The following is a 25389-nucleotide window of genomic DNA, read 5'->3' on the forward strand; positions in this document are numbered from 1 at the left end:
ATGCCGCGGTGATGGGTAGTTTTTACGAGGTGATTGCATTCACATTGAGGTGAACGACCTTGTAGGGATGAGCCCGGACCACAGATATTAAGGAAAGATATCCGAAATCGACTGTATTTATGATCTTTATCACACGCATTCGGAAGATTGTGGTGCGATAATGGCCAAATCGTGACCGTGCACAACGGGGCACCAAGTCGGAAAAACGACAGCTTCAATGAGAGTCCGTTCAGGACCGGTTTAAAAAAGGCCCCAGTGCGGTGAACAAAGTTGTATGAGCCTTGGGAGGCGTATATGCAACGGAATAGCAGAGCCGGAATTATTGCGCTTGGCCTCATCCTTGCCACGGCAGGAAGCGTAGCCGCGGCCCCATTGCCTCAGGAAACCATCGCGTTGCCTGACGACCGCCTGTCCGTCACCGTCGCGTCCGCGACGCAGGACCAGAAAGATCCGCTTGAAAGCGAACTCACGATCTGGGTCGGCGAAATTGAGCTCGACGGCAAAAAAGCCGTGTGGGTCGAACTGATCGATTCCTATGGCGAAGTCATCTACGATTCCGAGGTGAACACCAACGAGACCCATCTGCTTCCGGATGGACGTGCCGTTGTTGTCCGCTCCATGGATGACGACACCGTTGTTGCCGACAAGGATGAATCCAGACTTGTCACCGAAGGTACCCTGACGGTCACCCGCCGCGTGGTCGATAACGGTTCGGATGTGGCGACGGTAGAACTTATCGAAACGCAGGAAACGCCCGTCGAACGCGGGACGATGCTCCAGGTGGCTGACTTCGGTCAGTTGGTGTGGGAGAACGTCGTTGCCTTCTTTGATGCCGCGAAATTCCGCGTTCAGGTCGCTTGGAACTGGCTTGTCGACTCGATACAGGCCTGACGGGTCGGCTTCTGATGCCGCTCCCTTTAACGCGATATAACAGTTTCGCGCAGCTTGAATTCTACGCGAGCGAGATGACTTGATCTGCGCGAGCCGTTGGCATCGGACTTTTCCCTGCCTTCTTCCGCGCGGGACGCAGCCAATATGCCTCACTTGGAGCCCCATGATCCAGACCAGCAGAGTGCTTGAACGACTCTCGTCGCCAACTCTTTAAAATCTCTCGAGAGTGTGTACCATTTCACTGCCGCCCGCCTATCTATTGCATTTCCGGCGGGGACGACATGTCCGCAAGGTGCGACCGGCTTTGAAGAGAGGTTCGGCGATGAGTGAGCCTGTTGTTCTGACACGAGACAATTACCGCGACCAGTTGAAGGGGATGCCCCGACTTGCCAGAATGGCCGCCGAGCTGGCCCTTCAGATCCGCCACGGCAGTCTGGAAGTCACGTTCCCCGATGGCCGGACATTTATCGTGCACGGTCAGGAAGACGGCCCTTACGGGGTCCTGGACGTTCACGATTGGCGGTTTTTCCGCATGGCCGTTCAAGCGGGCGACGTGGGTGTCGGTGAGGCGTTCATGGCCGGGTACTGGTCGTCGCCGGACGTGACAACCTTTCTTGAACTTTTCTGCATCAATCAGGAGTCCACGCTGGACGCGTTGCGGGGCCGTCCGCTCACCCGCGTTCTCCTGTCTATCCGCCACTGGCTGAATGCAAATACCAGAAGCGGTTCCAAGCGAAACATTTCCGCTCACTATGACCTGGGCAACGCTTTCTACAAAGAGTGGCTGGATCCGTCGATGACCTACTCCTCGGCGATCTACAGCAACGAAACCAAAAATCTGGAACAGGCGCAGGCTGAAAAATATGCGACCCTGGTTCGCCAGACCGGCATCGCGCCCGACCACAAGGTTCTGGAAATCGGCTGCGGCTGGGGCGGCTTTGCGGAATATGTCGCAAAGTCGGTTGGCGCGCATGTCAGGGCCCTGACCATCTCCAAGGAGCAGTTCGACTATGCCCGGGAGCGTATTTTCAAGGCCGGATTGACGGAAAAGGTCGATGTGGTCTTCCAGGACTATCGCGACGAGAAGGGCGTCTTCGACCGGATAGCGTCGATCGAGATGTTCGAGGCGGTCGGCGAGAAATACTGGCCGACCTATTTCAGGCAATTGACGCAATGCCTGAAGCCCGGCGGCAAGGCCGGTTTGCAGATCATCACCATTCAGGACCGGATGTTTGAGGATTACCGCCGCGGGACCGATTTCATTCAGCGCCATATATTCCCGGGCGGAATGCTGCCATCCCCCGGAAGACTGGCCGACATCGGCAAATCGCTCGGCCTTGACGTCGCCGAGCAGACGATTTTCGGCCAGGACTACGCCCGTACGCTTGCCGAATGGCGCGCCCGGTTCCGCCATGCCTGGCCGCAGATCCGGCCCCTGGGCTTCGATGACAGGTTCAAGCGGCTCTGGGAATTCTACCTGCATTATTGCGAAGCGGGTTTTCGCTCCGGCAACATCGATGTCCGCCAGATCGTCTACGTGAAAGCATCCTGACGGCCGCCTTTTCAACCTGTCGGGTGCCGGAAAAACCTCTGTATTTCCTACGAGGATGGTGGCAATCCGAACTTGAAGCCTTACATTGCCAACTTGATCCATAAGGTCCGGAACCCTACGCTCCGGATTCATCAGATTTCATCTGGCCGGTGTCGCGTTCGGGCCAGAGCAGCCGGGATTGAATAAATGTCTGTGTCCGCTTCTGTTGTCGACGCAATCGGCAACACGCCCCTGATCCGCCTGAGAGCCCTTTCTGAAGAAACCGGATGTGAAATCCTCGGCAAGGCCGAGTTCATGAACCCGGGCCAGTCGGTGAAGGATCGGCCGGCCCGCCAGATGATACTCGAGGCGGAGGCCCGCGGAGACCTGAAGCCTGGCGGGGTGATCGTCGAGGGGACGGCCGGAAATACCGGGATCGGACTTGCCCTGGTTGCCAGTGCGCGCGGGTACCGCACCGTTATCGTCATTCCCGAGACCCAGAGCCAGGAAAAGAAGGACATGCTTCGCCTGTGCGGCGCGGAGTTGGTCGAGGTTCCCGCAAAACCGTTCAAGGACCCGAACAACTACCAGCACGTCGCCCGGCGCCTGGCGGAGCAGATGGCAAAGACGGAACCGAATGGTGCCATTTTTGCCGACCAGTGGAACAATCTCGACAACCGCAAGGCCCATTACCTGACCACCGGACCGGAAATCTTTGAGCAGACCGGCGGCAAGGTGGACGGTTTCATTTGCGCAGTCGGTTCCGGGGGAACCCTGGCGGGCGTCTCGCAATACCTGCACGAGAAGAATGCCGGTGCCATCATCGGCTGCGCAGATCCTGAAGGCGCGGCAATGCAGTCGCTGTTCACCACAGGCGAAGCCGTCGCCTCCGCGGGAAGCTCCGTTGCCGAAGGGATCGGACTGGGCCGCAGCACCCCCATCGTCCAGGATGTGAAGGTCGATCACGCCTACACGATTTCCGACAAGGAAGCCCTCCCCCTCATGTTCGATCTCGCCGCGCAGGAGGGACTGCTCCTCGGCGGTTCGACGGCAATCAACCTCGCGGGTGCCCGCCGCCTAGCAAAGGAAATGGGTCCTGGGAAAACCATTGTCACCATTCTGTGCGACCACGGCACACGCTACCAGTCAAAGCTATACAATCCGGAGTTCCTGCGCTCGAAGGATTTGCCGGTGCCCGCATGGCTGGAACGCAAAGTCGATATCGAGCCGCCGTTTGTATGATTTTCCTGATCCGGGCCTGAAACTCCATGCCGTCGGATGATCCAAATCTGGCGCAGGACGCTGCTGTGACCGACGCAGTCGTTCAGGATGCCGTGACGGATTTCGATATCGTTGAGGTCATGGCCAACAATCTTGGCCTGGTGGCCGCATTCGTCGCGGTCATGTACGTCGTCGGGGTCATTTGCGCAGTCAGGGAGATAATGAACTCCCGGACCTCCCAGGGATCGGTCGCCTGGCTGTTGTCCCTGTTTTTCCTGCCCTACCTGACCGTTCCGCTCTACTTTGTGTTCGGCTGGCGCTCGTTCACCGACTACGCCAAGATCCAGTCGACACTCGGCCGTGCGGAACGAGCCCGGCGGGCCGACGAACTCGGGCTCACGGACCACAAGGAAACACGAGGCTGGCCGGTTCTGACCCGTGTCGCCGGCGTTCCGTTTCTGGCCGGCAACAAAACCGAGTTGCTCATTGACGGTGACGCCACCTTCTCGGCGATAAGGAAAGCCATCGCCGAGGCGCGGGACGTAATCCTGTTTCAGTTTTTTGCCGTTCATGACGATGAACTCGGACGGGAAATGGCGGACGCCCTGATCGCGCGCGCCAGGGACGGAATACGCGTCTATTTCCTCTATGACGATGTCGGCAGCCATTCGCTCCCGAAGGCGTTTCTGCTGAGACTGAAAGAAGCCGGCGTCAAGGTCTGCGGCTTCAACGAAAAACACCGGTTTCTCCGTCTTCTCGGCCCCATGCGGCTCAATTACCGCAACCATCGCAAGCTGGTCGTGACCGACTTCGGCAAGGCTTTCGTGGGTGGTCACAACGTTGCCGACCAGTATGTGGGACGGGACAACTGGTTCGGCCATTGGCGGGATACCCATGTGTGTGTGGAAGGCCCCGCCGCGGTTGCCTGTGCACTTTCCTTCGTCGAGGACTGGCTTTGGGCAAGCGGTGAGCAGATCAACATGCCGCAGGCGGCGGAAGCACCGTTGCCGGGCGACGAAGCCGTTCTCGTCATGCCGACCGGGCCGGCCGACAAGCTGGAAGAATGCGCGCTTGCCTTCGTTGAAACCGCCGCCCGGGCGAAAGAGCGCCTTTGGATCACGACGCCTTACCTCGTGCCGTCCCTCGACGTGCAGACGGCGCTGTGTGCCGCGGCCATGCGAGGTGTCGATGTTCGGATCCTGTTGCCGGAAAAGCGGGATCACTGGACCGTGTGGCTGGCCAGTCATGCCTATGAGGACACGATGGTGCAGCGGGGCGTGAAGATCTACCGTTACACGGACGGCTTCATGCACCAGAAGGTCACACTGCTCGATGACGATCTGGTGTCGATCGGCACGGTGAACCTGGACAATCGCTCCTTCCAGATCAACTTCGAGCTCACGCTGTGGTTCACCCACGAGCGCATGATCAAGAACGTAACGGAGATGCTGGAAGAGGATTTCAGCCGTGCCAGGCTGACCTGGCCGGACGCGTTTCAGTCGCGCAGCTATGTGTTCCGCGTGCTGGCCCAGGGTGCAAGGCTGCTTTCCCCGATCCTGTAAACCATTTGCCACCTTTTTGCCCATTCGTTTAATGCAATTTTAAAAGAAAACGCGAATTCTGCCTCTGCAATTTTTGATTGAGGTTTTCCATGAGAGCGTTACTTTTTATTGCCATGATGTTACTGAGCGCCCCGTTCTTCTATGTGCTGGACGGAAGCATCGCGAAGGATCTGGGCCTTCGGTCACAAACACTCTCTCCCGCGCTGATCGCGACTTCGGACAGAAAGTGCAAATCCTGGGTCTTTCTCTTTCACCATTGCAGTTACGACTATGAGATTGGCCCGGAGAAGCACAACCAGGACTACATCTTCGTTGCGCTTGGAGCACCGGATTCCATCATGCTTCTGAAAAACGCGGCGACCGGCGCAATTACCTCCGACGTCGGTCAGGACCATCTGTTCAATCGCATTGCAACCCTGGTGATCTTCCCTCTGATAGGCGTCTTCCTCCTCGTGAAGATGCTGGGACGAAGAGCCGGTCCGGTTCCTGCAGGCCTTCCCGAAGCACGCACTCCGGAAACGCCCCGTCAGACAGCAGCTGCAGCACCTCCGGGGCGCCCGGGCAACAAGGTGTTCGGCAAGCGGCGCTAGCGCGTGAGTGTCTGATCTGCGTTCTGAACGCAGGTCTCTCGCGGACGGCAGGATGCCCACCACCCCGAAGCCAGGCGAAGCCGATCACGCATTTGGCACAGCGGTCGGCTTTTGCCTTTGACACGAGGCCCCTGGTCGGTGTTCTTCTGGGCCTAAAGCCGTTCGTTTGAGGTGCCGCAGATGCTTCCCGATTTCGTTCCGTCCGTTTCCGTCCTTGCTGCCTTCACCGTAGCAGCCTTGGTGCTGGCCGTTACTCCGGGGCCGGACATGACCTTCTTTATGAGCAAGACGCTCACCCAGGGCCGCAAGGCCGGCATTGCCGCCGTTCTGGGCGCAACCGCCGGGCTGGTCATTCACACCGTGCTTGCCGCCATCGGCGTATCCGCCTTGCTGGCGGCATCGGCGCTGGCCTTTACCGTCCTGAAGATCGTCGGGGCGGCCTATCTGATCTGGCTTGCCTTTCAGGCTGTCCGCAACGGCTCGTCCTTCAGGCTTGACCCGATCGAGGCCTCGCGGCAACCGCTTCACAGGGTTTGGCTGCAAGGACTCGGCATCAACATTCTCAACCCGAAAATCGTCCTGTTCTTCGTAACCTTTCTGCCGCAATTCGTCAGTGCGACGGATCCGTACGCCGTTGAGAAGCTGCTGTTCCTTGGCAGCTATTTTCTGGCGCTCGGCCTGCCGATATGTCTCTTGATGGTGACAGGTGCCAGCGCGTTTGCAGGAGCTCTGAAATCGTCTCCCAAAGTCATGCGCGCCTTTGACTGGGTCTTTGCAGGCATCATGGGCAGCTTTGCGCTCAAGCTGCTGGCCGCCAAGGCATCGAACTGACGGTTCTCTGAGGCCACCGGTTTAGAGGCCTACTCCATCCGGGCAAGATCATCAATTGGGTCTTGCAAGGGGCTTGGATCATTGCTCAATTCAGGGCAGGAACAATTTTCGGGAGACCACCATGACCACGCCGCTGTTTCGCGATGATGCCTATCTTCGAACCTGCGAAGCCGAGGTGGTCGGGGTAAATGATCGTGGCGGCATCCTTCTCGACAGGACCGTATTTTACGCGGCTGGGGGCGGGCAGCCCGGTGATTGCGGCTATCTGGAGCTGGAAGACGGCAGCCGGATACAAATTGCCACGGCGGTCTATGACGATGACAAGAGCTCGATTGTCCATGTGCCGGCGGAAGGCCAGAGCTTGCCCGCTGCCGGAACGGCGCTCACCGCCCACATCGACTGGGCGCGGCGCTACCGGCTGATGCGCATGCATACCGCCCTGCATCTTCTGTCCGTAGCGCTGCCCTTCCCGGTGACGGGAGGACAGATCGGAGATCCCGAGGGACGGCTCGACTTCGACATGGGTGACGAGACCATCGACAAGGAAGCCCTGCTCGAAGAACTCAACGGACTTGCTTCCGGCGACCACGAGGTCACCATGGAGTGGATCACGGACGACGAACTCGATGCCAATCCCGGCTTGGTCAAGACCATGTCCGTCCAACCGCCCCGCGGCTCGGGCCGCGTCCGGCTGGTGCGGATCGGGGGCAATGTCGACCTGCAGCCCTGCGGCGGAACCCACGTTTCCCGGACGTCGGAAATCGGGCCGCTCGCACTCGGCAAGATTGAAAAGAAAGGCAAACAGAACAGACGGGTCCGGATTCGCCTGAGCGATTGATCGGACCGAGAGGGAGGGAAACATGAAACTTTCAGGCAGTTGCCGCTGCGCGGCCGTCAAATTCGAGGTGGAGAGCAAGACGCCCTACCCTTGCATGCGGTGCTATTGCTCCATCTGCCGCAAGACCGGAGGGAGTTCCGGATCCGCGATCAATCTCATGGGGGATGCCGGAAGCCTCAGGATCGAGGGCGCGGAATCGAAGGCTGTCTACAATGCCGAGATCGACGGAAAGAAGAGCCCGGCAGAACGGCATTTTTGCGTCTCCTGCGGCAGCCATCTATGGCTCTGGGATCCGCGCTGGCCCGAACTCGTCCACCCGCATGCCGGCGCAATCGATTCTGCCTTGCCAACGCCGCCTGAGACCGTCCATATCATGCTTGAATTCAAGCCGGACTGGGTCGAGGTTCCCGAAGGCCCGGGCCATGTCCATTTCCAGGGCTATCCCGAGCTGTCAATCGAGGACTGGCACAAGGCGAAGGGCCTCTACGACTGCTAGATCACCGAATGACGCAGGCAAGATGGTCCTGCTTTTAGTGGAGCGGTCAACCTTTGTGAGTTCGGGTGTCACGCTGACGGCGGGTTGATCCAGGAGACAGGTTTTCCCGAGCCTTTGTTCCGTGTCAAAACAAGTCCGCTTCAATTCGATCGGCGCGTTCGCATTTAAGACCCTAAGGAGATCCAATGACCGACCATCCGCTCGTATCGACCCAATGGCTGGCCGATCATCTTGCCTCTCCCGATCTCGTCGTGATCAATGCCTGGATGCCGCCGGTCAATACGCCCGATCTGCGGCCGGTCTATCCGGATGCGCATATTCCCGGCGCGGTCTTCTTTGACGTCAACGAAGTCTGTGACAAATCCTCCGACCTGCCGCATATGCTGCCGGCTCCCCATGTGTTCTCCTCAGCCATGCGCAAGCTTGGTGTCGGCGACGGCCAGACGCTGGTGGTCTACGATGATTTCGGCTTCTATTCCGCACCGCGAGTCTGGTGGACCCTGCGCAGCATGGGAGCCACGCGAGTGCATGTACTGGACGGCGGCTTTCCCAAGTGGCAGGCGGAAGACCGGCCGGTGGCAGACACCGAAACCCGCCGCGTCCAGAGTCACTTCTCTTCACGGCTGAACCACAGTGCCGTCGCGGATATCGGCGACATTCAGAACGCCGTTTCCACCGGAACCAGGCAGATCGTCGACGCAAGATCAGCCGGAAGGTTCGAAGGTACCGCGGCAGAGCCGCGGGCCGGCCTGCGCTCGGGTCATATTCCAGGCTCCCTGAACCTGCCATTCACGAAGCTTATCCGCGACGACGGAACATTCCGGTCGAAAGAGGAACTTGCCGCTGCATTTCGGGACGCCGGTGTAGATCCGGACAAGCCGGTCACGACGACCTGCGGCTCGGGAGTAACCGCGGCCATCCTGACCCTTGCGCTGACCATTATTGGTTCGCGGGATCTTGCGCTCTACGACGGGTCATGGGCGGAATGGGGAAGCCGGGAAGACACCGACGTTGCAACCGGGCCGTCCTGACGATCGGCATATCCGGATGGTGTATTGGGCCGACGGGACGTCCTGCCTCCCAAACAGAATCAGGACGTCCGCTCTTGTTCCGCGCAGGTGATGGCCCGGCCAGATCTCGAGTTCATTGATCAGGTCCCCCGTCGGATATTCAGCATCTATGCGGCCGCGCGAGCTCGCTGCGATCCGGCGACGGCCCATGCCGAACACGTCGCACATTGCGCCGCGCGAAAGCAAATGCGCTTCGATGCCGTGAACGCGCGCAGACACATAGGCGTTGAGATGAAGGCCGATCGCGTCAGCCACCTTGCGAACCTTCGCCCGGTCATGACCTTTGCCCACCAGGTGATGGGTGCAGCGTTCGGCGCCAGAAACGACGAAACAGCAGTCTCCCGGCTCGGATGTTCTGCCCCGGGCAAGGCCGACATCGTGCAGAATTGACGCTGCGAACAGGATCTCGCTATCGATCTCCAGACCTCTGTAACCGCCCAGAAGCATGCCCCAATAGTACGTGCGCCAACTGTGCCGCATCAATTCCATGCCCTGCACTTCATCCGCAAAGGCAAGAGCATCGCGCACCAGAGGAGTTTGCGGCGGCACAAGCCCCTCAAAATCCGCGCCATAGGCCTTGAGCAGCCCGGCCTTGTCCAGGATGGTATCTATCGCCTCCAGCGCCGAAATCCGGCCGAGACTTACGACAAGCTTAAGTTTTTCCGCAGCCTTCAGGCGGCCCTGCCCAAACGGACCCTTTCGCCTGCCCCATGTGAGCGTCCCCATGGCAGACTTTGGTTCCGGCGATACGCAAAAGCTATCCATAAGTCTTCCTCCATTTTTATGTACCGTATCGCACAAAAATAGACAGGTCGATCTTTTTATGCGATTCAGTAAAAAATGAAAGCTGGAACCAGACGTGGCCGTCCACGCAAATTTGACGAAGACGAGACACTCGACCAGATCATGCAGGTGTTCTGGAAGCACGGATACGCCGCAACGAGCCTCGATCAGATTTGTGCGGCAACAAATCTTAATCGCCCAAGCCTCTATGCCGCGTTCGGCGGTAAAAAGGACATATATCTCAAGGTGGTCGAACGTTTCGCAGATCAGGTGCAAAGCCGTCTGCGCGAAGCCGGACGAACCGCGAAGGGCGCCAAAGGCCGCCTGAAGGCAATCATGGCCGCCGCCATAGACCTGTACACCGGCCGAACCGGTCTGAGCGGTGCTCCCTACGGATGCCTGGCGATTTCCACCCTTCCGTCGGAAGCTGCCCGGGACAAGGACATTCAATCCGCTTTGGAGACAGTGACCGCAAGAATGGACAAAGGCTTTGCCAGCCTCATCCGGCATGAAATGCAGGGCGCAATCGTGGAGGAGGAAATACGCACCGCAGCCCAACTGCTTGCCTTGATGCTCCATGGGCTTTCAATCCGCGCCAGGGCAGGAGAAAAGCCGGAGAGGCTGAAACAGCTGGCTGAATGCGCCGTCGACAGGATCATCCCTGCCGCAAGTCCGGAAACGCTCTAGGGTACGGACCGATAAAATTGAACGCACTGGCGTCAAAACGGCCAGGAGCGGGGAGGAAAAGTCCGCAGGTCGATGCCGGTGCATCGGCCAAGGGCTTTGACGCTGCCGCTCGCAGCCGTTTTGGCGTCCTTCGGATAGCTCTGGGGCGGACCGTCTCCTGCGTTGCGAAGACTTGAAAACCGGCCGGGTTTCCTGCGCCTTCGCGCCTTGAATACAGTCAGCTCCAGAGCGACCAGTGCATTCAATTTTATCGGTCCTTACCCTGGTTATGCAACTGAAGCGACCAGTTCAGCGTCACTGGCAAAGATGTCCAGGCCCCCGTCCGGAGCCCGGCTTCACGCAGCATGCGGGCCGTCCAGACATTGCAGCCGGCAAAGGCATTGAACCCACCTTTTGCGGGAAAGAAAATATCGTGGCCGTCATAGGCGGCACCTTCAATTGCCTGCGGGACAGCGCCTGCTTTGGACTGAAAACTGTTCCCTATACCTTCCAGAAGCCTGTCGAACGCGTCCGGCGACAAATCGACAGGCATGACACTCTCCAGCTCTAGCGGGATATCGCCGGCCCTGCGCACATGCATGACGGAGGCATCCCAAGTCAGCGCATTGAAGACGGGACTGGGTTTGAGATCGGCCCAGGTCGGTGTTTCGACATAGAAGGACCGGCCTCCCCAACCGAAGGCAACCCAGAACACACCGGGATGGTCCAGCGTCAAACCGGCATCGGAGACGAAGGAAAAGGCCACCAGGACATCGGGGTCCGCGGGAAGCGCAATATCGGTGTGGATTGGATTGGACAGAATGAGAACGCGCCGGGTGCGCTCTTGCAAATCACCCGCGTTGCTCGATGCGGCCATCAACGCAATTGGCCTTGGAACCAAGGTCCCAAGGCCAATTGCGATCAGGACGATCAAGGCAGTTGCGCCCAGCCCAAACAGGACCTTTCGAACGAACCGCACTTGTCAGTCTCTTTGAGCGAGATCAGTGATGGAGGATCTGGCTGAGGAAGAGCTTGGTCCGCTCATGGCGGGGATTGGTGAAGAACTCCTCGGGTTCGTTCTCTTCCACGATCTGTCCTGCATCCATGAAGATGACGCGGTTGGCAACCTTGCGGGCAAAGCCCATTTCATGGGTCACGCAGACCATGGTCATGCCTTCTTCAGCAAGACCGACCATTACGTCCAGAACTTCCTTGATCATTTCCGGATCAAGTGCCGACGTCGGTTCATCGAACAGCATGATCTTCGGGCTCATGCACAGTGAACGGGCGATCGCCACGCGCTGTTGCTGGCCGCCGGAAAGCTGCCCCGGGTATTTGAGAGCCTGCTCGGGGATCTTGACGCGCTCCAGGTAGTGCATCGCGACTTCCTCGGCCTGCCTCTTCGGCATCTTGCGCACCCAGATGGGTGCCAAGGTGCAGTTTTCCAGAATGGTCAGGTGCGGGAACAGGTTGAAGTGCTGAAAGCACATTCCGACTTCCCGCCGGATCTCGTCGATCTTCTTCAGATCATTGGTGAGTTCGATGCCGTCGACGATGATGTCGCCGGCCTGGTGTTCTTCCAGGCGGTTGATGCAACGGATCATGGTGGACTTGCCCGAACCGGACGGGCCGCAGACGACAATACGCTCGCCGCGCATGACCTTGAGGTTGATGTCGCGCAGAACGTGGAAGTCTCCAAACCACTTGTTCATGTTCTTGATTTCGACAGCAACATCGGTGTCCGAAATCTTCATTTTTGTCAGATCTGCGGCGATTTCGTCGTCGCGCACTGTGGTTCCAGTCATGATTTCTAGCTCCAAGAATGTCATTGGGCCAGGGCGCAAGCGCGATCTCGCGCGCCCCGGTCATGTCCTATCGCTTGTGTCCTGTGTGCAGCTTCTTCTCCATGAACATGGAGTATCGCGACATGCCGAAGCAGAAGCAGAAGAACACCATGGCTGCAAACAGATACCCCGTGTGTCCCTGACTTGGCGACGACCAGGTCGGGTCCGTAAAGGAGGACTGGATCTGGCCGAGAAGATCGAACATGCCGACGATCAAGACCAGGGTCGTATCCTTGAACAGGCCGATGAAGGTGTTCACGATCCCCGGGATCACCATCTTCAGCGCCTGCGGCAGAATGACGAGATACATCATCTGCCAGAAGCGCAGGCCGAGCGCCATTGCCCCTTCATATTGCCCCTTCGGAATAGCCTGCAGACCGCCCCGGACCACTTCCGCCATATAGGCGGCGGAGAACAGCGTCACACCGATAAGCACGCGCAGCAGCTTGTCGAACGTGACCCCCTCCGGCAAGAACAGCGGCAGCATCACGGACGACATGAACAGAACGGTGATCAACGGCACTCCGCGCCAGAACTCGATGAACACGATCGAGAACATTCTGATAATCGGCATCTGTGACCGGCGCCCCAGCGCCAGCGCGATGCCGAGCGGGAGGGAAGCCACAATACCGGTAACCGCGATGACCAGGGTAACCAGCAGGCCGCCCCAGACAGCCGTTTCGACGACGACGAGACCGAAGTCGACCGACACGAACAGGAGTATCGCGGCGATAACGACCGCGGTTCCCACAAAAGCTGTCAGGACAGGTGTGACGTCGGACAATCCGCGTCCGCCGGCAAGCATCTGGAAGGCAGCCAGCAAGATGCCGATCAGCGCGATTGCGCCGACAAGCGACCACGCCCAGAAACCGATGTCGAAGTCGCCGCCGGTCAGCAGGACAAGCGCGACGAACGGAAACACGCCGAAAAACAGGATTGTGTTGAGCCGCTTGAACGGAATCGTCGGAGTGGCCAGCGGGATCAGCAGCGCCGCGAACAGGAAGTAGACGAGATTGACGCGCCAGATTTCCTCAGCCGGATACCGACCATAGATAAACTGGGGGAAGTAGGCCTTCACATAAGCCCAGCAGGCGCCGCTGTGCCCACCTTCCTGCGGAAGACACGCTTCACGGTTCTGGCCGGTCCACACCGCGTCAATCAATGCAAATTGAATGAGCGGCGCAAAGATCGAATAGGCCAGCAGGATGCCGATGATCGTCAGAATGGTATTGCCGACCGACGAGAACAGGTTCTGCCGCATCCAGCCGATAATGCCTCTGGTCGAGACCGGCGCCGACAACGTCGGCGCCTCCTCGGTTCTGAATTGGAACATGTTACTGTTTGCCATGTTGTGCGCTCCTTACCGTTCCACGAGCGCCATGCGCTGGTTGTACCAGTTCATGAAGGCGGAAGTGATCAGGCTGAGCGACAGATAGACCATCATCCAAATGCCGATGATTTCGATTGCCTGACCGGTCTGGTTCAATACCGTGCCGCCCATGGACACAAGATCCGGGTAGGCAATGGCCACCGCCAGGGACGAGTTCTTGGTCAGGTTCAGATATTGGCTGGTGAGCGGCGGGATGATCACGCGCATTGCCTGCGGAATGACCACCAGACGCAGCGTCTGTCCGTTGCGCAGGCCAAGAGCGTGCGCTGCTTCGGTCTGGCCGTGACTGACTGCCTGGATGCCTGCACGAACGATCTCGGCGATGAAGGATGCCGTGTAGATTGCCAGCGCCGCAGTGAGCGCGAGGAACTCAGGGATGACATTGATCCCCACGTTCAATTCGAATCCCTGGAGCAGGATGGGCCCACTTTCCACGAAATTCGGATGTTCCAGGCTGACCGGCATTCCGGCGATGAAATAGGCGATCAGCGGCAGACCGATGATGAGCCCCAATACTGTCGCCAAGGTCGGAAATTGCTGACCTGTCGCTTCCTGGCGTTTGCGTGCCCACCGGGAGATGAGGAAGGAGGCGATGAACCCGATGATCAGCGCATAGCCGATCCACTGGGACCCCGGTTCCCAGATCGGTTTCGGAACCCGCAATCCGCCGATATTCAGGTGAAACGTGTCGAAGAAGGACCACTTTTCGCGTTTGCTCGGGATCGAACGCAACACCGCGAAATACCAGAAGAATATCTGCAGCAACAGCGGAATGTTGCGGACCAGCTCGACATAGCAATACGCCAGCCGGTTGATGACCCAGTTATTGGAAAGCCGGGCGATACCGACGACAAACCCGATCACTGTGGCACAGAAGATGCCAACGCCGGCGACCAGAAGGGTGTTCAGGAACCCGACGTAGATCGCCCTGCCATAGCTCGACGTTTCGGAATAGGGAACCAAAGACTGGTTGGTTCCGAACCCTGCCGTATTTGAAAGAAAACCCCAACCGGACGCAATGTTTTGCCGCTCCAGATTGGTGATCGTGTTCGAAACGATGAAATATCCAAGTAAACCCAACACGACAACCAGTAGCAACTGGTAGAAGATGCCGCGGACCTTGGGATCGTTGAACAGCGAAGCACGTGCCGGCACCCCCGCCGAGTCCTGCTCCATTACTGACATAGAACCTCGCCCAAGTTATACGGAAAGAGCCCGGCTGGATGCCTCTCCTCTTTCACGTCTTGAACTGCTTCTGCTGCGCGTTTTCGCGCTCCCCTATCGGCTCGAAGCAGCATGCTCCCCCCACGCGTCGGTCGGTATATCCCGATTTTTCGTGCGTGGAATTTATTGAGGGTTCCGGCAGGCGTGCCGCCGGAACCCCTTAAACCCTCAACTCAAATGAGGATTAGCGCACCGGCGGAGCGTACAGGATGCCACCGTCGGACCACAGGGCGTTAATGCCGCGGGAGATGCCGAGCGGAGTGTCCGGACCAACATTCGCATTGAAGGTTTCTTCGTAGTTACCAACATGCTTGACGATGTTGTAAGCCCAATCGTTGGACAGGCCGATCGCCTCGCCAAACGAACCTTCGGCACCGAGAAGACGCTTGATTTCCGGATTGTCGGAAGACTTCATCTCATCGACGTTTTCAGAGGTCACACCGAGCTCTTCTGCGTTGATCATCGCATTGAGCGTCCATTTGGTGATGTTGAACCACTCATCGTCACCCTGACGAACCACGGGACCCAGCGGCTCCTTGGAAATGACTTCCGGCAGAACTACATGGTCGCCCGGGCTGGTCAGCTTCAGGCGCTGTGCGTACAGGCCGGAGGCGTCGGTCGTGTAGACGTCGCAACGGCCAGCGTCATATGCACCGACAACTTCGTCAGCTTTTTCGAAAGCAACGATTTCGTACGGCATGTTGTTGGCGCGGAAGTAGTCAGCAACGTTCAGTTCGGTTGTCGTACCGGTGTTGGTGCAGACGGAAGCGCCGGACAGCTCCAGAGCGGAGGTCACACCAAGGTCCTTGCGGACCATGAAGCCCTGACCGTCATAGTAGTTGACACCGGCAAAGTTCAGACCCAACTGAGTGTCACGGGACATCGTCCAGGTGGTGTTCCGGGACAGAACGTCAACTTCGCCGGATTGCAGAGCGGTGAAGCGCTCTTTAGCGGACAGCGGAGTGAATTTTACAGCGGACGCATCGCCAAACACCGCGGCAGCCATTGCGCGGCAAAGGTCAACGTCCAGACCTGTCCAGTTCCCCTGAGCGTCAGGATTGGAAAAACCGGGGAGCCCCTGGCTCACACCACACTGAATGAAGCCTTTTGCCTTGACGTCTTCCAGCGTCGTTGCACCGGCAGCCGTCGTCGCGGCGACTCCCATAGCAGCGCCGATTACGAGCGGAAGGATTTTTTTGACATGGATATGCAGCCTTTGATTTTGTTACCCATACTTTGTCTTGCTGGGAATGATCGAAAGACATCTTCGCCGTCTCATTTCGGACGTATGCCAGCCTTACCGGCTGCTTCCTCCAGACGACTTCCGTCCCACCCAACGATCCCATACGATGGCATTTAGCCGTTCGGGTCAAGTACTTGCTGCACTTATCTCGTCAAATTTCCGGAACCGCCAGTCATTGTGACCCTGATTGATGCATTGTCAGCGAATGTGGCTAAAGCGAAATCATGCAATGCCTAAAATAGCTTCAATCCATTTAGCGACACCATCGTCATCGTTAACGCTGATCTGAAAATTCTCATGAAATGCAAGATACGGCAGCAATGCCAGAACCTGGTTGCGGACGATAAGTGAATGATTAAAGTGGCCCCACCCAGGGTTGGCTGCTCTGCCCCCATCACCCAAGACCGATGTGCCATCATGTCCAGATCCGAATCCCGCGCGCCCCTGAAACCAGATACCAGGCTCCTTCACTCCGGCCAGGATCCCCTGGCCTTCCATGGTTTTGTAAACCCGCCCGTTGTTCATGCATCCACGGTTCTATTCCCGGATGTCGAGACAATGGTGAGCGGAAAGCAGACATATTCCTATGGCAGGCGCGGAAACCCCACGACCGACGCGCTCGAGGATGCGCTCAAGGAAATGGAGGGGGCAGCTGGCGTAAAGCTTGCCAATTCGGGACTTAACGCGATCGCGCTGGCGATCCTGTCTTGCGTCAGGTCCGGCGATCACCTTCTTCTGCCCGACACGGCTTATGGCCCGACACGGCATTTTGCCGATACCGTTCTTCCCGGCTTCGGTGTCAGCGTCGAATATTACGATCCGCTGCTGGGAGGCGACGTCAAGTCCCTGTTCCGTCCGCAGACGGCGGCCGTCTTTACCGAGGCGCCGGGATCCCTCACCTTTGAAATGCAGGACATTCCGGCGATCGTTGCCGCCGCGCGCGAGATCGATGCAACCGTACTGATGGACAACACCTGGGCGAGCCCGCTCTATTGCCAGCCCCTGGCCCTCGGCGTCGATCTCTCGCTCCAGGCGGGAACCAAGTACATCGTCGGACATTCCGACGTGATGCTCGGCACCGTCGCTGCGAGTGAGAAGGCCTGGAAAGGCCTCAACGCCCTTCACGGCGCCATGGGCTGCCATGTGGCGCCCGACGATGTCTATCTCGGGCTGCGTGGACTGCGGACACTTTCGGTGCGCCTGGAACGTCACCAGCGGAACACCTTGACCGTCCTGAACTGGCTGAAGAACCAGCCCCAGGTCGGCGCGGTCAGGTATCCGGCCCTTGATTCGGATCCCGGTTACGATCTCTGGAAAAGGGATTTTACCGGCAGTTCCGGTCTTTGCGCCTTCGATTTCGTCAAAGATACCGCCAGGGAGCAGGCCCACGCCTTCCTTGATGCGCTTGCGCTCTTCGGGCTCGGCTTCTCCTGGGGCGGATATGAAAGTCTGGCGATCCCGGTAAGGCTGAAAGGTCAGCGGACGGCGACGAAAGTCGCCGAGGACCTGCATTCCGTCCGTCTGCATATTGGCCTGGAGCATCCGGAAGACCTGATCAATGACATCGATCAGGCACTGAAGAAGGCGTTTGCCTAGCGGCCGCGCCTTTGGGCCGGATTGACCGATGAGGACAGCGGGGCGGTCAAATGGTTGGATCGTCCCGGTTTTCCTTATAAATCAGCCAGAGATTCCGGAAGTAGATTCCAAGTCCAAGGCCCTGACCCGCAATAAAAACCGGGTCCTTTCGCTGTATGGCATAGATCAGCAGCAGCGAGCCGCCGGCAATAGAGAAGAACCAGAACGCGACCGGCACGATTGAACGGCCGACCCGTTCGGATGCAATCCACTGAATGACGAAGCGCATCATGAACATGGCCTGGGCGAAGAAGCCCAGAATGATCCAGAAATCGAATTGCTCGACAAATACCGTATGCAACCAGTCTAGAAGGGCGCTCATTTGGAAGATCCAGTCAGTGTTTTCGGGCTCACCGCCAATTTGATGCAGGCCAAAGTCAGGTCAGGGGCCGGACGTCGGGGACTTTCTTGCGCCGCTTGCGCAACCACCAGACGCCGACCAGATCCAGAGCGCCGATAAGCGCCCGGTCGAAGATTCCATATTTCGACGTGCCGTGCCGCCGCTGACGGTCCTGCACGTCGATATGCGTCACGCCATAGCCTTCGCGGATGACGAGAGCCGGCAGAAAGCGGTGCCAGCTGTCGAAGTAAGGCAGCTGCAGAAAGACCTCCCTGCGCAAGGCTTTCAGGCCGCAGCCGCTGTCGCGCGTGTTGTCCTTCAGGATTGCGCCCCGGAGCTTGTTGGCAAATCTGGACGCATAGCGCTTGGCAAGGCTGGCCTTGCGGCCGAGCCGCTGGCCGGCGGCAAGCGCAACCTCCGGGCCGGCCGCCTCCAGGGCATCGAGGAGATCGGAAATGTAGGCGGGATCATTTTCCCCGTCACCATCGATCGTGGCAACGATATTCCCTCGGGCATGCTGCAGCCCGGTGCGCACCGCGCAACTCTGGCCACAGGATTTTTCATGACGGATCGGCCGCAGCCAGTCATGGGTGGCCGCATAGTCCTGCAAGACGATATCGGTGCCGTCCGAGGAGCCATCATCCACGACGATTACTTCAAACTGCCGCCCCTCGAGCGCGCCCTCGATTTCGTCAAGCAGAAACGGCAGGTTTTCCGCTTCATCCTTGGCCGGAACAACGACCGTGACAGCCAGCGCACCCCTGTTCGCCGCCAACCCCTCCAGAAAGCTCTGTGTCATGAACCCGTCCGTTCCGTCTCGTCCGCCCTGGGCACTTCCAGAAGAACGCGGTCAGCGCCGCGCAGCCCCCGGACCACCTGCCAGACCGCACGCAGACACGCCCTGGCGGACAACGCGTTCATGTTGGGCATGATTTTTCCGGAAGAAGATAGATGAAAGCCGAGCCGCCGCCGGGCCATGGCCCGGACGGTGAAGAAGGTGAAGGTCATCCCCAGCAACGTACCGGCGATGACGTCGCTCGGATAATGCGCGCCGACCATCACCCGGCTGAAGGCCAGCCAGAAGGCAGCGACGACGATCAGCCAGCGATACGCAGGGAAGATGAAGGCCAGCGCAGTGGCAAGCGCTGCGACTGTCGTCGAATGGCCGGAGGGAAAGCTGGTGTAGGTTCCGTCGAAGGCCAGAAACTCGAAATGAACCGGGCCGACCTGCTCATAAAGCTTCGGACGGGCACGGCCGAGCGTCCATTTGAAGGCGATGGCGAGAAGCCCCGTTGCCGTGACCACATAGAAGATGAACGCGCAGTAGGTGAAGAGCGCGCCGATTGCCATGCGCAGGCGGAAGGCATACCGGCCGGCGTCCAGAGCAAGCAGCGCCAGGCACGCGACGCCGGTCGTCCCCAGGATCCAATCCGATTTTCCCAGATCGGTAAACATGCGGAAAGCCGAGCGGTATTCGCCCGGCAGAGAGCGCAGCCACGGATAGGTCGGGAAATCGAAGGCGACAACGGCGATGCCGACCGTCAGCAGCAAAACCGCCAGGATATCCTGCGGTCTTTGCCCGGGCGGCAGCGGATCCATGCTGTGGCGCGCGCGCTCCTTGCGGCCGGAAAACAGAATGGCAATGCGCCTGGCATTCCCGCGCATCCGCGCAAGTATCCGCCAGACCAATTCACTGTTGCTCTTCATTGCCGTCTTCTGCACTCGTGCCGACCCTGGCATTTTGATAAAGCGCTATATCGACTTTATCACCGCCATTGATATTGAGGCCGTCTACCCTTTTTCGCGCCTCCGGCACAAGACCAATCTCCTTGGCCGCCGCCAAAAAGGCCGGTTCTTCCCGGCTTTCTACAGCTGCAACCCGGCAGATGCCGGGATCATCGCCCGTGAATTGCGCCAGGAACTCAGCAGCTCCTTTCGGTGAAATGATGCGGGTTCGGGTTCCTTCGAGGAAGATGAAACTCGGTTCGTGGAATCCGGACGTGACCACTTCACGGGTTTGCCGGTCGGCGCAACCCGGGATCTCGTCGATTGCCTGAATGAGCCGCGGGCTGACCCAGATCGGCGTGAGAGCCGGCCCGACAAAGCCCCAAAAGCCGACAGCGACACATATGGCGGTGAGGATTACAGCCGGGAATGCGTGAATTGCCCGTCCGCGCAAGACCCTTGAGGCCGCACCGATCGCAAATACGGCGCCCAGTGCCATGATCACAACCCCGGGGGCGACGGCCACGCACCCAGGAAGACCGGCCCGGCGAAAGCGGCCACGGCCAGGCCGATGGCAGGCAGTGCCAGCAGGATCGCCGCAATCCAGCGAGATCCAGGTTCTTGTATGCGTTCCCGCCCCGTCCAGGAGTGCCGCGGCCACCGGAAGCGCCAGCGCCGGCAGCAGCGGCATGGTGTAGTGTGGCAGCTTCGTCGCCACCAGTTCGAACACGATCCAGCTTGGCAGGAACCAGGCGGCGGAAAATACCACAACAGGGCTGGAGCGCTCGCGCCAGATCAGCGGCAGGGTAACAAGAAAGAACGCCGGAAGCGGCCAGAAGATTCCCAGCATTGCCCCGAGATGCGTCAGCGGAGGAGCGCCATGGCCCTCCTGTCCCTGCCCTACCTTGCCAAGCAGGTCCTTGCCGATGGATTCGGTGAAAAAGGTGCCGTCGGTCGCAATCCAGATGGCTACGAACCAGGGCGACACGAGCAGCACAAACCAGATGGCTCCCAGCAGCGGCGACGCTCCTTTAAACCAGGCAGCCCTTCTACTGAAAACCATCAACCCGGCAACGGTCAAACCGACGACCATGGGCCCCACGGGCCCCTTGATGAGCACGCTCGCCGCAAGCGCCGTCCAGAACAGGAAGCTCAGCCGCCACAATCTGCGTTCCGGGTCTTTCAGCCACACCCGCGCGAGCGCCCCCTGCGCAATGATGATCGTGGCAAAAAGCATCGCATCGGTTTTGGCAAGCCGTGCCTCAACGCCTGTGATGATTGCCAGAGCCACAAAACTGCCGGCAAGCAGGGCTCCGGCCGGACCCATGAATGCGCGTGCCAGCCAGAAACTTGCCAGGACGCAGATTACAGCGCCGATGAGCGATGGCAGCCGGTAGACCCACAGAGGCGCATCCGGGCCATGCCCGGTCAGTTTCACTGCAGCAGCCTGAAGCCAATAGATGCCGACAGGCTTCTTGTGGCGCGCCTCCTCCTGAAAACGGATGTCGATATAATCGTCCGTTTCCAGCATCTGCTTGGTAGCCTGGGTGAAGCGGGGCTCATCCCTGTCGAGCGGCGGAATGGTCCATTGCCCGGGAACGAAAAGCATCAGGGAAAGGAAGAGCAGCAGGAAGGGTGCCGTGATATCGTGGCCGAAAACCCGCAGCCAGACGGGTTTGCGCATTTTGCCTGCCCCGCCGACGTGCTGAGCGGACCGTTCCTCCGTTTTTTCCGCGCCGGCAGCGTCCGCGGCCGTTGCGGAACTTCCAGATCCGAGCGCCTTCTCTTGAGCGTGAGCCGTTTGAACGTCGCTTGTATCAGCCATCAATTCGCGTTTCCGAATACCTGCTTCCGGACCCGATTTGCCGCAGGCCCTGTTTTCAAAGGCATGTCCTACATGAGCTTTTCAAAAAGGGAAACAAGTGCTTGCCCTCACGGCCCGCTGAGCTATCGTCCGGTTTCCTGAAACACCTGTTGAGTCTCAAGGTTCTGTATGACTCTGATTGCCCATATGACGGACCTGCACCTGCGCCCGAGGGGCCTGGCGTGTTACCGGGTTTCCGATACGAACATGTTGGCCGAACGCGCGATCCGGTCCCTGCTTGCGTTCACTCCGAAACCCGATGCCCTGGTCATTACAGGAGATCTGACGGACGGAAGCGATCCGCGCGAATATGCAGTTGCGCGGGAGTTGCTTTCCCGTCTCGACATGCCGGTCTATCTGATCCCCGGCAATCATGACAGCAGCGCCGGGATGCGTGAGGCCATGCAGGATTTTCCAGGCTTTGCGGAAAGCAGAACCGGCAAAATCTCGTACACGGCGGATATCGGTGACGTTCAGCTGATCGCTCTCGACACGCACCTGCCCGGTGCAGCCGGAGGGGAACTCGGGGCGGAACAGCTCGCCTGGCTCGATCTCGACGCTCCGTGCAGGCACAAAGCCGACCCTCATCGCCCTTCACCATCCGCCGGCTCTTTCAGGCATCACCCATATGGACGATATCGGCCTCAGCGACGCCGAGGCGCTCGCGGAAGTGATTGCGCCGCACGATCACGTCGAACGGCTGCTTTGCGGGCATTTGCACAGACCGATCATCGCCAGCTTTGCAGGCAAGGTCATGACCCTCTCGCCGAGCACCAGTCACCAAGTGGTTCTGGATCTGACGGAAAACGGCCCGGCATTGTTCAACTTTGAACCGGCCGCCTACTTCCTCCACTACTATTCGCAGCGGACGGGAGTCGTATCCCACATGGCCTATGTCGAGGCTTTCCCCGGACCGCATCACTTCTTCGCCGATGATGGCGTCGTCTGGCCGGGAGATGAAGCCTGATGCGCGTTCCGGGCCTTGCAAACAAGTTCAAAGTCGCCCTTACGGTCGGACTGGCTGCATGGACAATCGCCGCCTGCAGCGTCCTGCCGAGCGACATGGAAGAACGAACCATTCTTACGGACCAGCCCGTCGACAGGGGCCAGATGGTGGCCATGATCAATGCCTATCGACAACAGAACGGCCTGCCGGAGATCAGACATGATCCGGAGTTGGATGCCGTTTCCCAGAAGATGGCGCGCCACATCGCAGGGCGCGACAGCATGGATACCTGGGCTCACAGTGCGTTCGGCCTGTCGCAGCGGCTGGACAAGGCTGGATATGCAAACTACGCGGCCGCCGAAAACCTGGGTGCCGGCTATGCCGACCTGTCCGCCGCCTTCCGTGGCTGGCAGGGATCGGAAGGGCACAACAGGAACCTGCTTAATTCGTATGTGACCCGCGTCGGGATTGCCCGAACCAACCGGAACACGGGCAAATGGCGCAATTTCTGGGTCATGACCCTCGCCCGGCCCCATGCGGACGGGCGCCCGGTCGTCGTGAGATAAAAAATGGCGGGGTTTCCCCCGCCCGTAAAGTTTTCCAGAGATCGGATGACCCAGTCTCATCCGGACATCCGGCACTCAAATACCTGAATGCAAGAGTCATATTTCTCTATCCCGCCGCGCGCCAGCTGTCAAATCGTCAGAAGGGAAAAGGGCGTGCGGCGAATTCGGCTTCCGTTGCCGGCGTCGCACGAAGGCCGCGCTGAACGACACCTTCAAACAGTCTTTTTTTGCCAAACCGGGGCTCCCAGCTGCACAGATCCGATGAGAGAAGTTTGATACAGGGTATGTTCAGGTCCTGACGGGTTGCATCGAACTCCCAGATCTCCAAGCCCTTGTCGAAACAGGATTGCAGCAGGTTCTCATAGCTGGCGGTTCGTCGGAGCTGCCGTTCGTCGGCAGCAGGCGCATCCGGCAGAGGCAAATCCTCAAGGATGTTCCCATGCCTGGCATAAGCCAGTTGACGTGGCACCGGCGACGACGATTGACCCGGGCGGCCTGTCTCCGGATGAGCTCTCTCCATCAGCTCCAACGCGTATTCCGACTGGAGCAACTCCTGGATTGCGCTTTCGCACGCCGAAGCGATGTCCCATCCCGCTGACGTCCCCAGCGCGGCACGGCGACCGCCGTCGTCATGGGACAAAGCCATGACTACAAATGCATCGAGATCGGTAGACGCCAGGCAAAGGCTCCAATGCCGTCGCCGATCGGCCAAGAATGAAAACAACGGAGCGGGCAAAATCTCGCGCAAGAACGCCCTATTCAACGAAGTTATCCCCAGGCGGTTGTACCAGGCTTGGGCGACCGCATCGCGCTCAACGAGTTCCAGCAATGCCCGCTCGCGCGCCCCACCGAGGTCACGCCAAACTGCGCAGCCGGCACTCGAGGCGAGCGAAATCCCGCGCACGCCGATCAGTTCCATTTCGTTGAACAGAACGCCGAAACTAGGAAATTGCGCGGTTGCGCGTCCATCGATCGATCGAAGTTGGATCCTGCGTTCCGACAGACCTTCCCAGTCCGGCCTATCATCCGACACGACTCCCCTTAGTCGCATGTTCCCGGCCAGTTGTTGTTCCTGATTTCTGCTTAGACCCAGCAGCCGGGAAAACGCAACTTCCGGTTGGAGATTCTCCTTAACCAGAATCCGGCTATCATTGATGCCATGAGTGCAAAGACTTAGACGTTCCGAAATCTCGCCAAGACAACTAAGGGCTGCATATATAGCCGCCGCACCTTGCCCGCCAGCCGGGATGGCGCTTGTTCGATTCCCGCTCACATTGGCAGTGCCCGGAGCGGCTTTCAGGATTCCGGAGCAGAAGTAAACCGGACACCCCTCCCTGGCGACCGGCACCAACCTCACATTAAAGGCCGTCAACAACGGCAAAAAAATGGACAGACTCGCATCTGTCATCCGCAAACGCCCTGCGTCTTCGCTTCCGTCACGCACCAGCAATCCCGCCCGGATCAGATCAGCCGCCACGGGTTCTGGCAGATGAACGTCTCCGCCGTCTTTACCCAGATGTAGGTGCATTACCTCACCTTCCATACGGACCCCTCTCAAGTAACCGCGAAATACTTTCACTCAGCCTGCAATTGCACTTCCCGTAAATTGCGACGTCTACTATTGAGACAAGGCCAATTTCGGTCATACTTTACCCATGAAAGAAGTCACTCAGCAGCAACAGACGCTCTGCATTAGAGTTTTTACTAAAGTTTGACTTATTTCAGATTAGCCGGATGACCATACGACCACCAGCTAAGACAGAATGCAACTTCAACTTCTGGAGACACGCCATGCACGTCCATAAAGCTTCTGAAAGAGATCTGGAAATCGGCGCAAAACTTGGTGCCATGATTCAGGATACTACGGCCCGTGCCCGTCTGGTCGAAAATCCGGCTGAAGCGCTGAGTGAAATCGGCGCGAAGTCCGATCTGACGATCTATGCCGACACAGCGGATCTGGTGCATCTGATCATTCCGGCGAACGTCGACGCAGACCGCGTTGCGGCAGGTGATGAAGCCTATTTCGAGGAACTGGGCAGGCTCGCACTTGGCACCTGTTTCTACGACGATCTCCCGGAATAATTGTCCGTTCTGAATAAGCAGCGCTGAATCTTTCAGCGCTCTTGCCCATCT

The 25389-nt window shown here is 58.8% G+C and carries 26 protein-coding genes and 1 pseudogene; 15 read left to right on the plus strand and 12 right to left on the minus strand.

Annotated features, from left to right (window positions below):
* Positions 1–294: 294 nt before the first annotated feature.
* From ON753_RS10885 to sseA, 9 genes are all read left to right on the plus strand, one after another.
* The gene (locus ON753_RS10885) at positions 295–891 is read left to right on the plus strand and encodes a hypothetical protein (protein ID WP_265962537.1); all 597 of its coding nucleotides are present in this window, start codon (positions 295–297) and stop codon (positions 889–891) included.
* Between the two features lie 322 nt (positions 892–1213).
* Positions 1214–2443: an SAM-dependent methyltransferase gene (locus ON753_RS10890; RefSeq protein ID WP_265962538.1), complete on the plus strand. Its 1230-nt coding sequence runs from the start codon at positions 1214–1216 to the stop codon at positions 2441–2443.
* Between the two features lie 186 nt (positions 2444–2629).
* Positions 2630–3664 carry a cysteine synthase A gene (locus tag ON753_RS10895; RefSeq protein WP_265962539.1) on the plus strand — a complete coding sequence of 345 codons (1035 nt, stop codon included), beginning with the start codon at positions 2630–2632 and terminating at the stop codon, positions 3662–3664.
* Between the two features lie 65 nt (positions 3665–3729).
* Positions 3730–5205, plus strand: coding sequence for a cardiolipin synthase (gene cls / locus ON753_RS10900; RefSeq protein WP_265962540.1), 1476 nt, complete (start codon positions 3730–3732; stop codon positions 5203–5205).
* Positions 5206–5294: 89 nt separating this feature from the next.
* A complete protein-coding gene (locus ON753_RS10905; protein WP_265962541.1) occupies positions 5295–5795 on the plus strand; it encodes a hypothetical protein in 501 nt (166 codons plus the stop codon).
* Positions 5796–5975: 180 nt separating this feature from the next.
* Positions 5976–6626, plus strand: a complete 651-nt coding sequence (locus ON753_RS10910; protein ID WP_265962542.1) for a LysE family translocator — start codon at positions 5976–5978, stop codon at positions 6624–6626.
* 121 nt (positions 6627–6747) lie between these two features.
* Complete coding sequence (locus ON753_RS10915) at positions 6748–7464, plus strand: alanyl-tRNA editing protein (RefSeq protein ID WP_265962543.1); 717 nt, start codon at positions 6748–6750, stop codon at positions 7462–7464.
* 22 nt (positions 7465–7486) lie between these two features.
* On the plus strand, positions 7487–7960 hold the full coding sequence (locus ON753_RS10920) for a GFA family protein (RefSeq protein WP_265962544.1): 474 nt from the start codon (positions 7487–7489) through the stop codon (positions 7958–7960).
* A 185-nt stretch (positions 7961–8145) separates the two neighbouring features.
* The gene (gene sseA / locus ON753_RS10925; RefSeq protein ID WP_265962545.1) at positions 8146–8991 is read left to right on the plus strand and encodes a 3-mercaptopyruvate sulfurtransferase; all 846 of its coding nucleotides are present in this window, start codon (positions 8146–8148) and stop codon (positions 8989–8991) included.
* On the opposite strand, the gene ON753_RS10930 is transcribed toward sseA, so the two are convergent.
* Entirely contained in the window at positions 8935–10089 is a 1155-nt protein-coding gene (locus tag ON753_RS10930; RefSeq protein WP_265962546.1) for an HD domain-containing protein, read from the minus strand. The genes sseA and ON753_RS10930 overlap by 57 nt on opposite strands.
* Between ON753_RS10930 and ON753_RS10935 the strand changes: the two genes are divergently transcribed.
* Positions 9985–10500, plus strand: coding sequence for a TetR/AcrR family transcriptional regulator (locus ON753_RS10935; RefSeq protein WP_265967125.1), 516 nt, complete (start codon positions 9985–9987; stop codon positions 10498–10500). The genes ON753_RS10930 and ON753_RS10935 overlap by 105 nt on opposite strands.
* Positions 10501–10747: 247 nt before the next feature.
* Here ON753_RS10935 and ON753_RS10940 read toward each other — a convergent pair whose 3' ends face one another.
* The 6 genes from ON753_RS10940 to ON753_RS10965 form a co-directional block, all read right to left on the minus strand.
* Positions 10748–11458, minus strand: coding sequence for a TIGR02117 family protein (locus ON753_RS10940; RefSeq protein WP_265962547.1), 711 nt, complete (start codon positions 11456–11458; stop codon positions 10748–10750).
* Positions 11459–11480: 22 nt separating this feature from the next.
* Complete coding sequence (locus ON753_RS10945) at positions 11481–12284, minus strand: amino acid ABC transporter ATP-binding protein (protein WP_323054721.1); 804 nt, start codon at positions 12282–12284, stop codon at positions 11481–11483.
* Positions 12285–12351: 67 nt separating this feature from the next.
* Positions 12352–13671: an amino acid ABC transporter permease gene (locus ON753_RS10950; RefSeq protein WP_265962548.1), complete on the minus strand. Its 1320-nt coding sequence runs from the start codon at positions 13669–13671 to the stop codon at positions 12352–12354.
* Positions 13672–13683: 12 nt separating this feature from the next.
* The gene (locus tag ON753_RS10955; RefSeq protein WP_377047013.1) at positions 13684–14898 is read right to left on the minus strand and encodes an amino acid ABC transporter permease; all 1215 of its coding nucleotides are present in this window, start codon (positions 14896–14898) and stop codon (positions 13684–13686) included.
* A gap of 223 nt (positions 14899–15121) precedes the next feature.
* Positions 15122–16102: an amino acid ABC transporter substrate-binding protein gene (locus ON753_RS10960; protein WP_265962549.1), complete on the minus strand. Its 981-nt coding sequence runs from the start codon at positions 16100–16102 to the stop codon at positions 15122–15124.
* A 300-nt stretch (positions 16103–16402) separates the two neighbouring features.
* Positions 16403–16705: a hypothetical protein gene (locus tag ON753_RS10965; RefSeq protein WP_265967288.1), complete on the minus strand. Its 303-nt coding sequence runs from the start codon at positions 16703–16705 to the stop codon at positions 16403–16405.
* Between ON753_RS10965 and metC the strand changes: the two genes are divergently transcribed.
* The gene (gene metC / locus ON753_RS10970) at positions 16598–17776 is read left to right on the plus strand and encodes a cystathionine beta-lyase (RefSeq protein ID WP_265962550.1); all 1179 of its coding nucleotides are present in this window, start codon (positions 16598–16600) and stop codon (positions 17774–17776) included. The two genes, ON753_RS10965 and metC, sit on opposite strands and share 108 nt — an antisense overlap.
* 46 nt (positions 17777–17822) lie before the next feature.
* On the opposite strand, the gene ON753_RS10975 is transcribed toward metC, so the two are convergent.
* The 4 genes from ON753_RS10975 to ON753_RS10990 are packed head-to-tail and all read right to left on the minus strand — an operon-like array spanning position 17823 to position 21705.
* Positions 17823–18137 (minus strand): lipid-A-disaccharide synthase N-terminal domain-containing protein, encoded by a 315-nt coding sequence (locus ON753_RS10975; RefSeq protein ID WP_265962552.1) that lies wholly within the window; start codon positions 18135–18137, stop codon positions 17823–17825.
* A gap of 55 nt (positions 18138–18192) precedes the next feature.
* Positions 18193–18954, minus strand: coding sequence for a glycosyltransferase family 2 protein (locus tag ON753_RS10980; RefSeq protein WP_265962553.1), 762 nt, complete (start codon positions 18952–18954; stop codon positions 18193–18195).
* Positions 18951–19862, minus strand: a complete 912-nt coding sequence (locus tag ON753_RS10985) for a phosphatase PAP2 family protein (protein ID WP_265962554.1) — start codon at positions 19860–19862, stop codon at positions 18951–18953. The genes ON753_RS10980 and ON753_RS10985 overlap by 4 nt, the downstream gene beginning before the upstream one ends.
* The gene (locus ON753_RS10990) at positions 19846–21705 is read right to left on the minus strand and encodes an ArnT family glycosyltransferase (RefSeq protein ID WP_265962555.1); all 1860 of its coding nucleotides are present in this window, start codon (positions 21703–21705) and stop codon (positions 19846–19848) included. The genes ON753_RS10985 and ON753_RS10990 overlap by 17 nt, the downstream gene beginning before the upstream one ends.
* A gap of 186 nt (positions 21706–21891) precedes the next feature.
* Between ON753_RS10990 and ON753_RS10995 the strand changes: the two are divergent.
* From ON753_RS10995 to ON753_RS11005, 3 genes and pseudogenes are all read left to right on the plus strand, one after another.
* Positions 21892–22140: pseudogene (locus ON753_RS10995) on the plus strand (metallophosphoesterase); the annotation flags it as partial.
* A 232-nt stretch (positions 22141–22372) separates the two neighbouring features.
* The gene (locus ON753_RS11000) at positions 22373–22711 is read left to right on the plus strand and encodes a metallophosphoesterase family protein (protein ID WP_265967289.1); all 339 of its coding nucleotides are present in this window, start codon (positions 22373–22375) and stop codon (positions 22709–22711) included.
* Entirely contained in the window at positions 22711–23256 is a 546-nt protein-coding gene (locus tag ON753_RS11005; RefSeq protein WP_265962556.1) for a CAP domain-containing protein, read from the plus strand. The genes ON753_RS11000 and ON753_RS11005 overlap by 1 nt, the downstream gene beginning before the upstream one ends.
* Before the next feature lie 136 nt (positions 23257–23392).
* Here the strand turns inward: ON753_RS11005 and ON753_RS11010 are convergent, their stop codons facing one another.
* Positions 23393–24784 carry a YcaO-like family protein gene (locus ON753_RS11010; RefSeq protein ID WP_265962558.1) on the minus strand — a complete coding sequence of 464 codons (1392 nt, stop codon included), beginning with the start codon at positions 24782–24784 and terminating at the stop codon, positions 23393–23395.
* 263 nt (positions 24785–25047) lie between these two features.
* Here ON753_RS11010 and ON753_RS11015 point away from each other — a divergent pair, with 263 nt between their 5' ends.
* Positions 25048–25338 (plus strand): hypothetical protein, encoded by a 291-nt coding sequence (locus tag ON753_RS11015; protein WP_265962559.1) that lies wholly within the window; start codon positions 25048–25050, stop codon positions 25336–25338.
* Positions 25339–25389: the final 51 nt, after the last annotated feature.

It is taken from the genome of Roseibium salinum, assembly GCF_026240905.1.
Taxonomy (GTDB): Bacteria; Pseudomonadota; Alphaproteobacteria; order Rhizobiales; family Stappiaceae; genus Roseibium; species Roseibium salinum.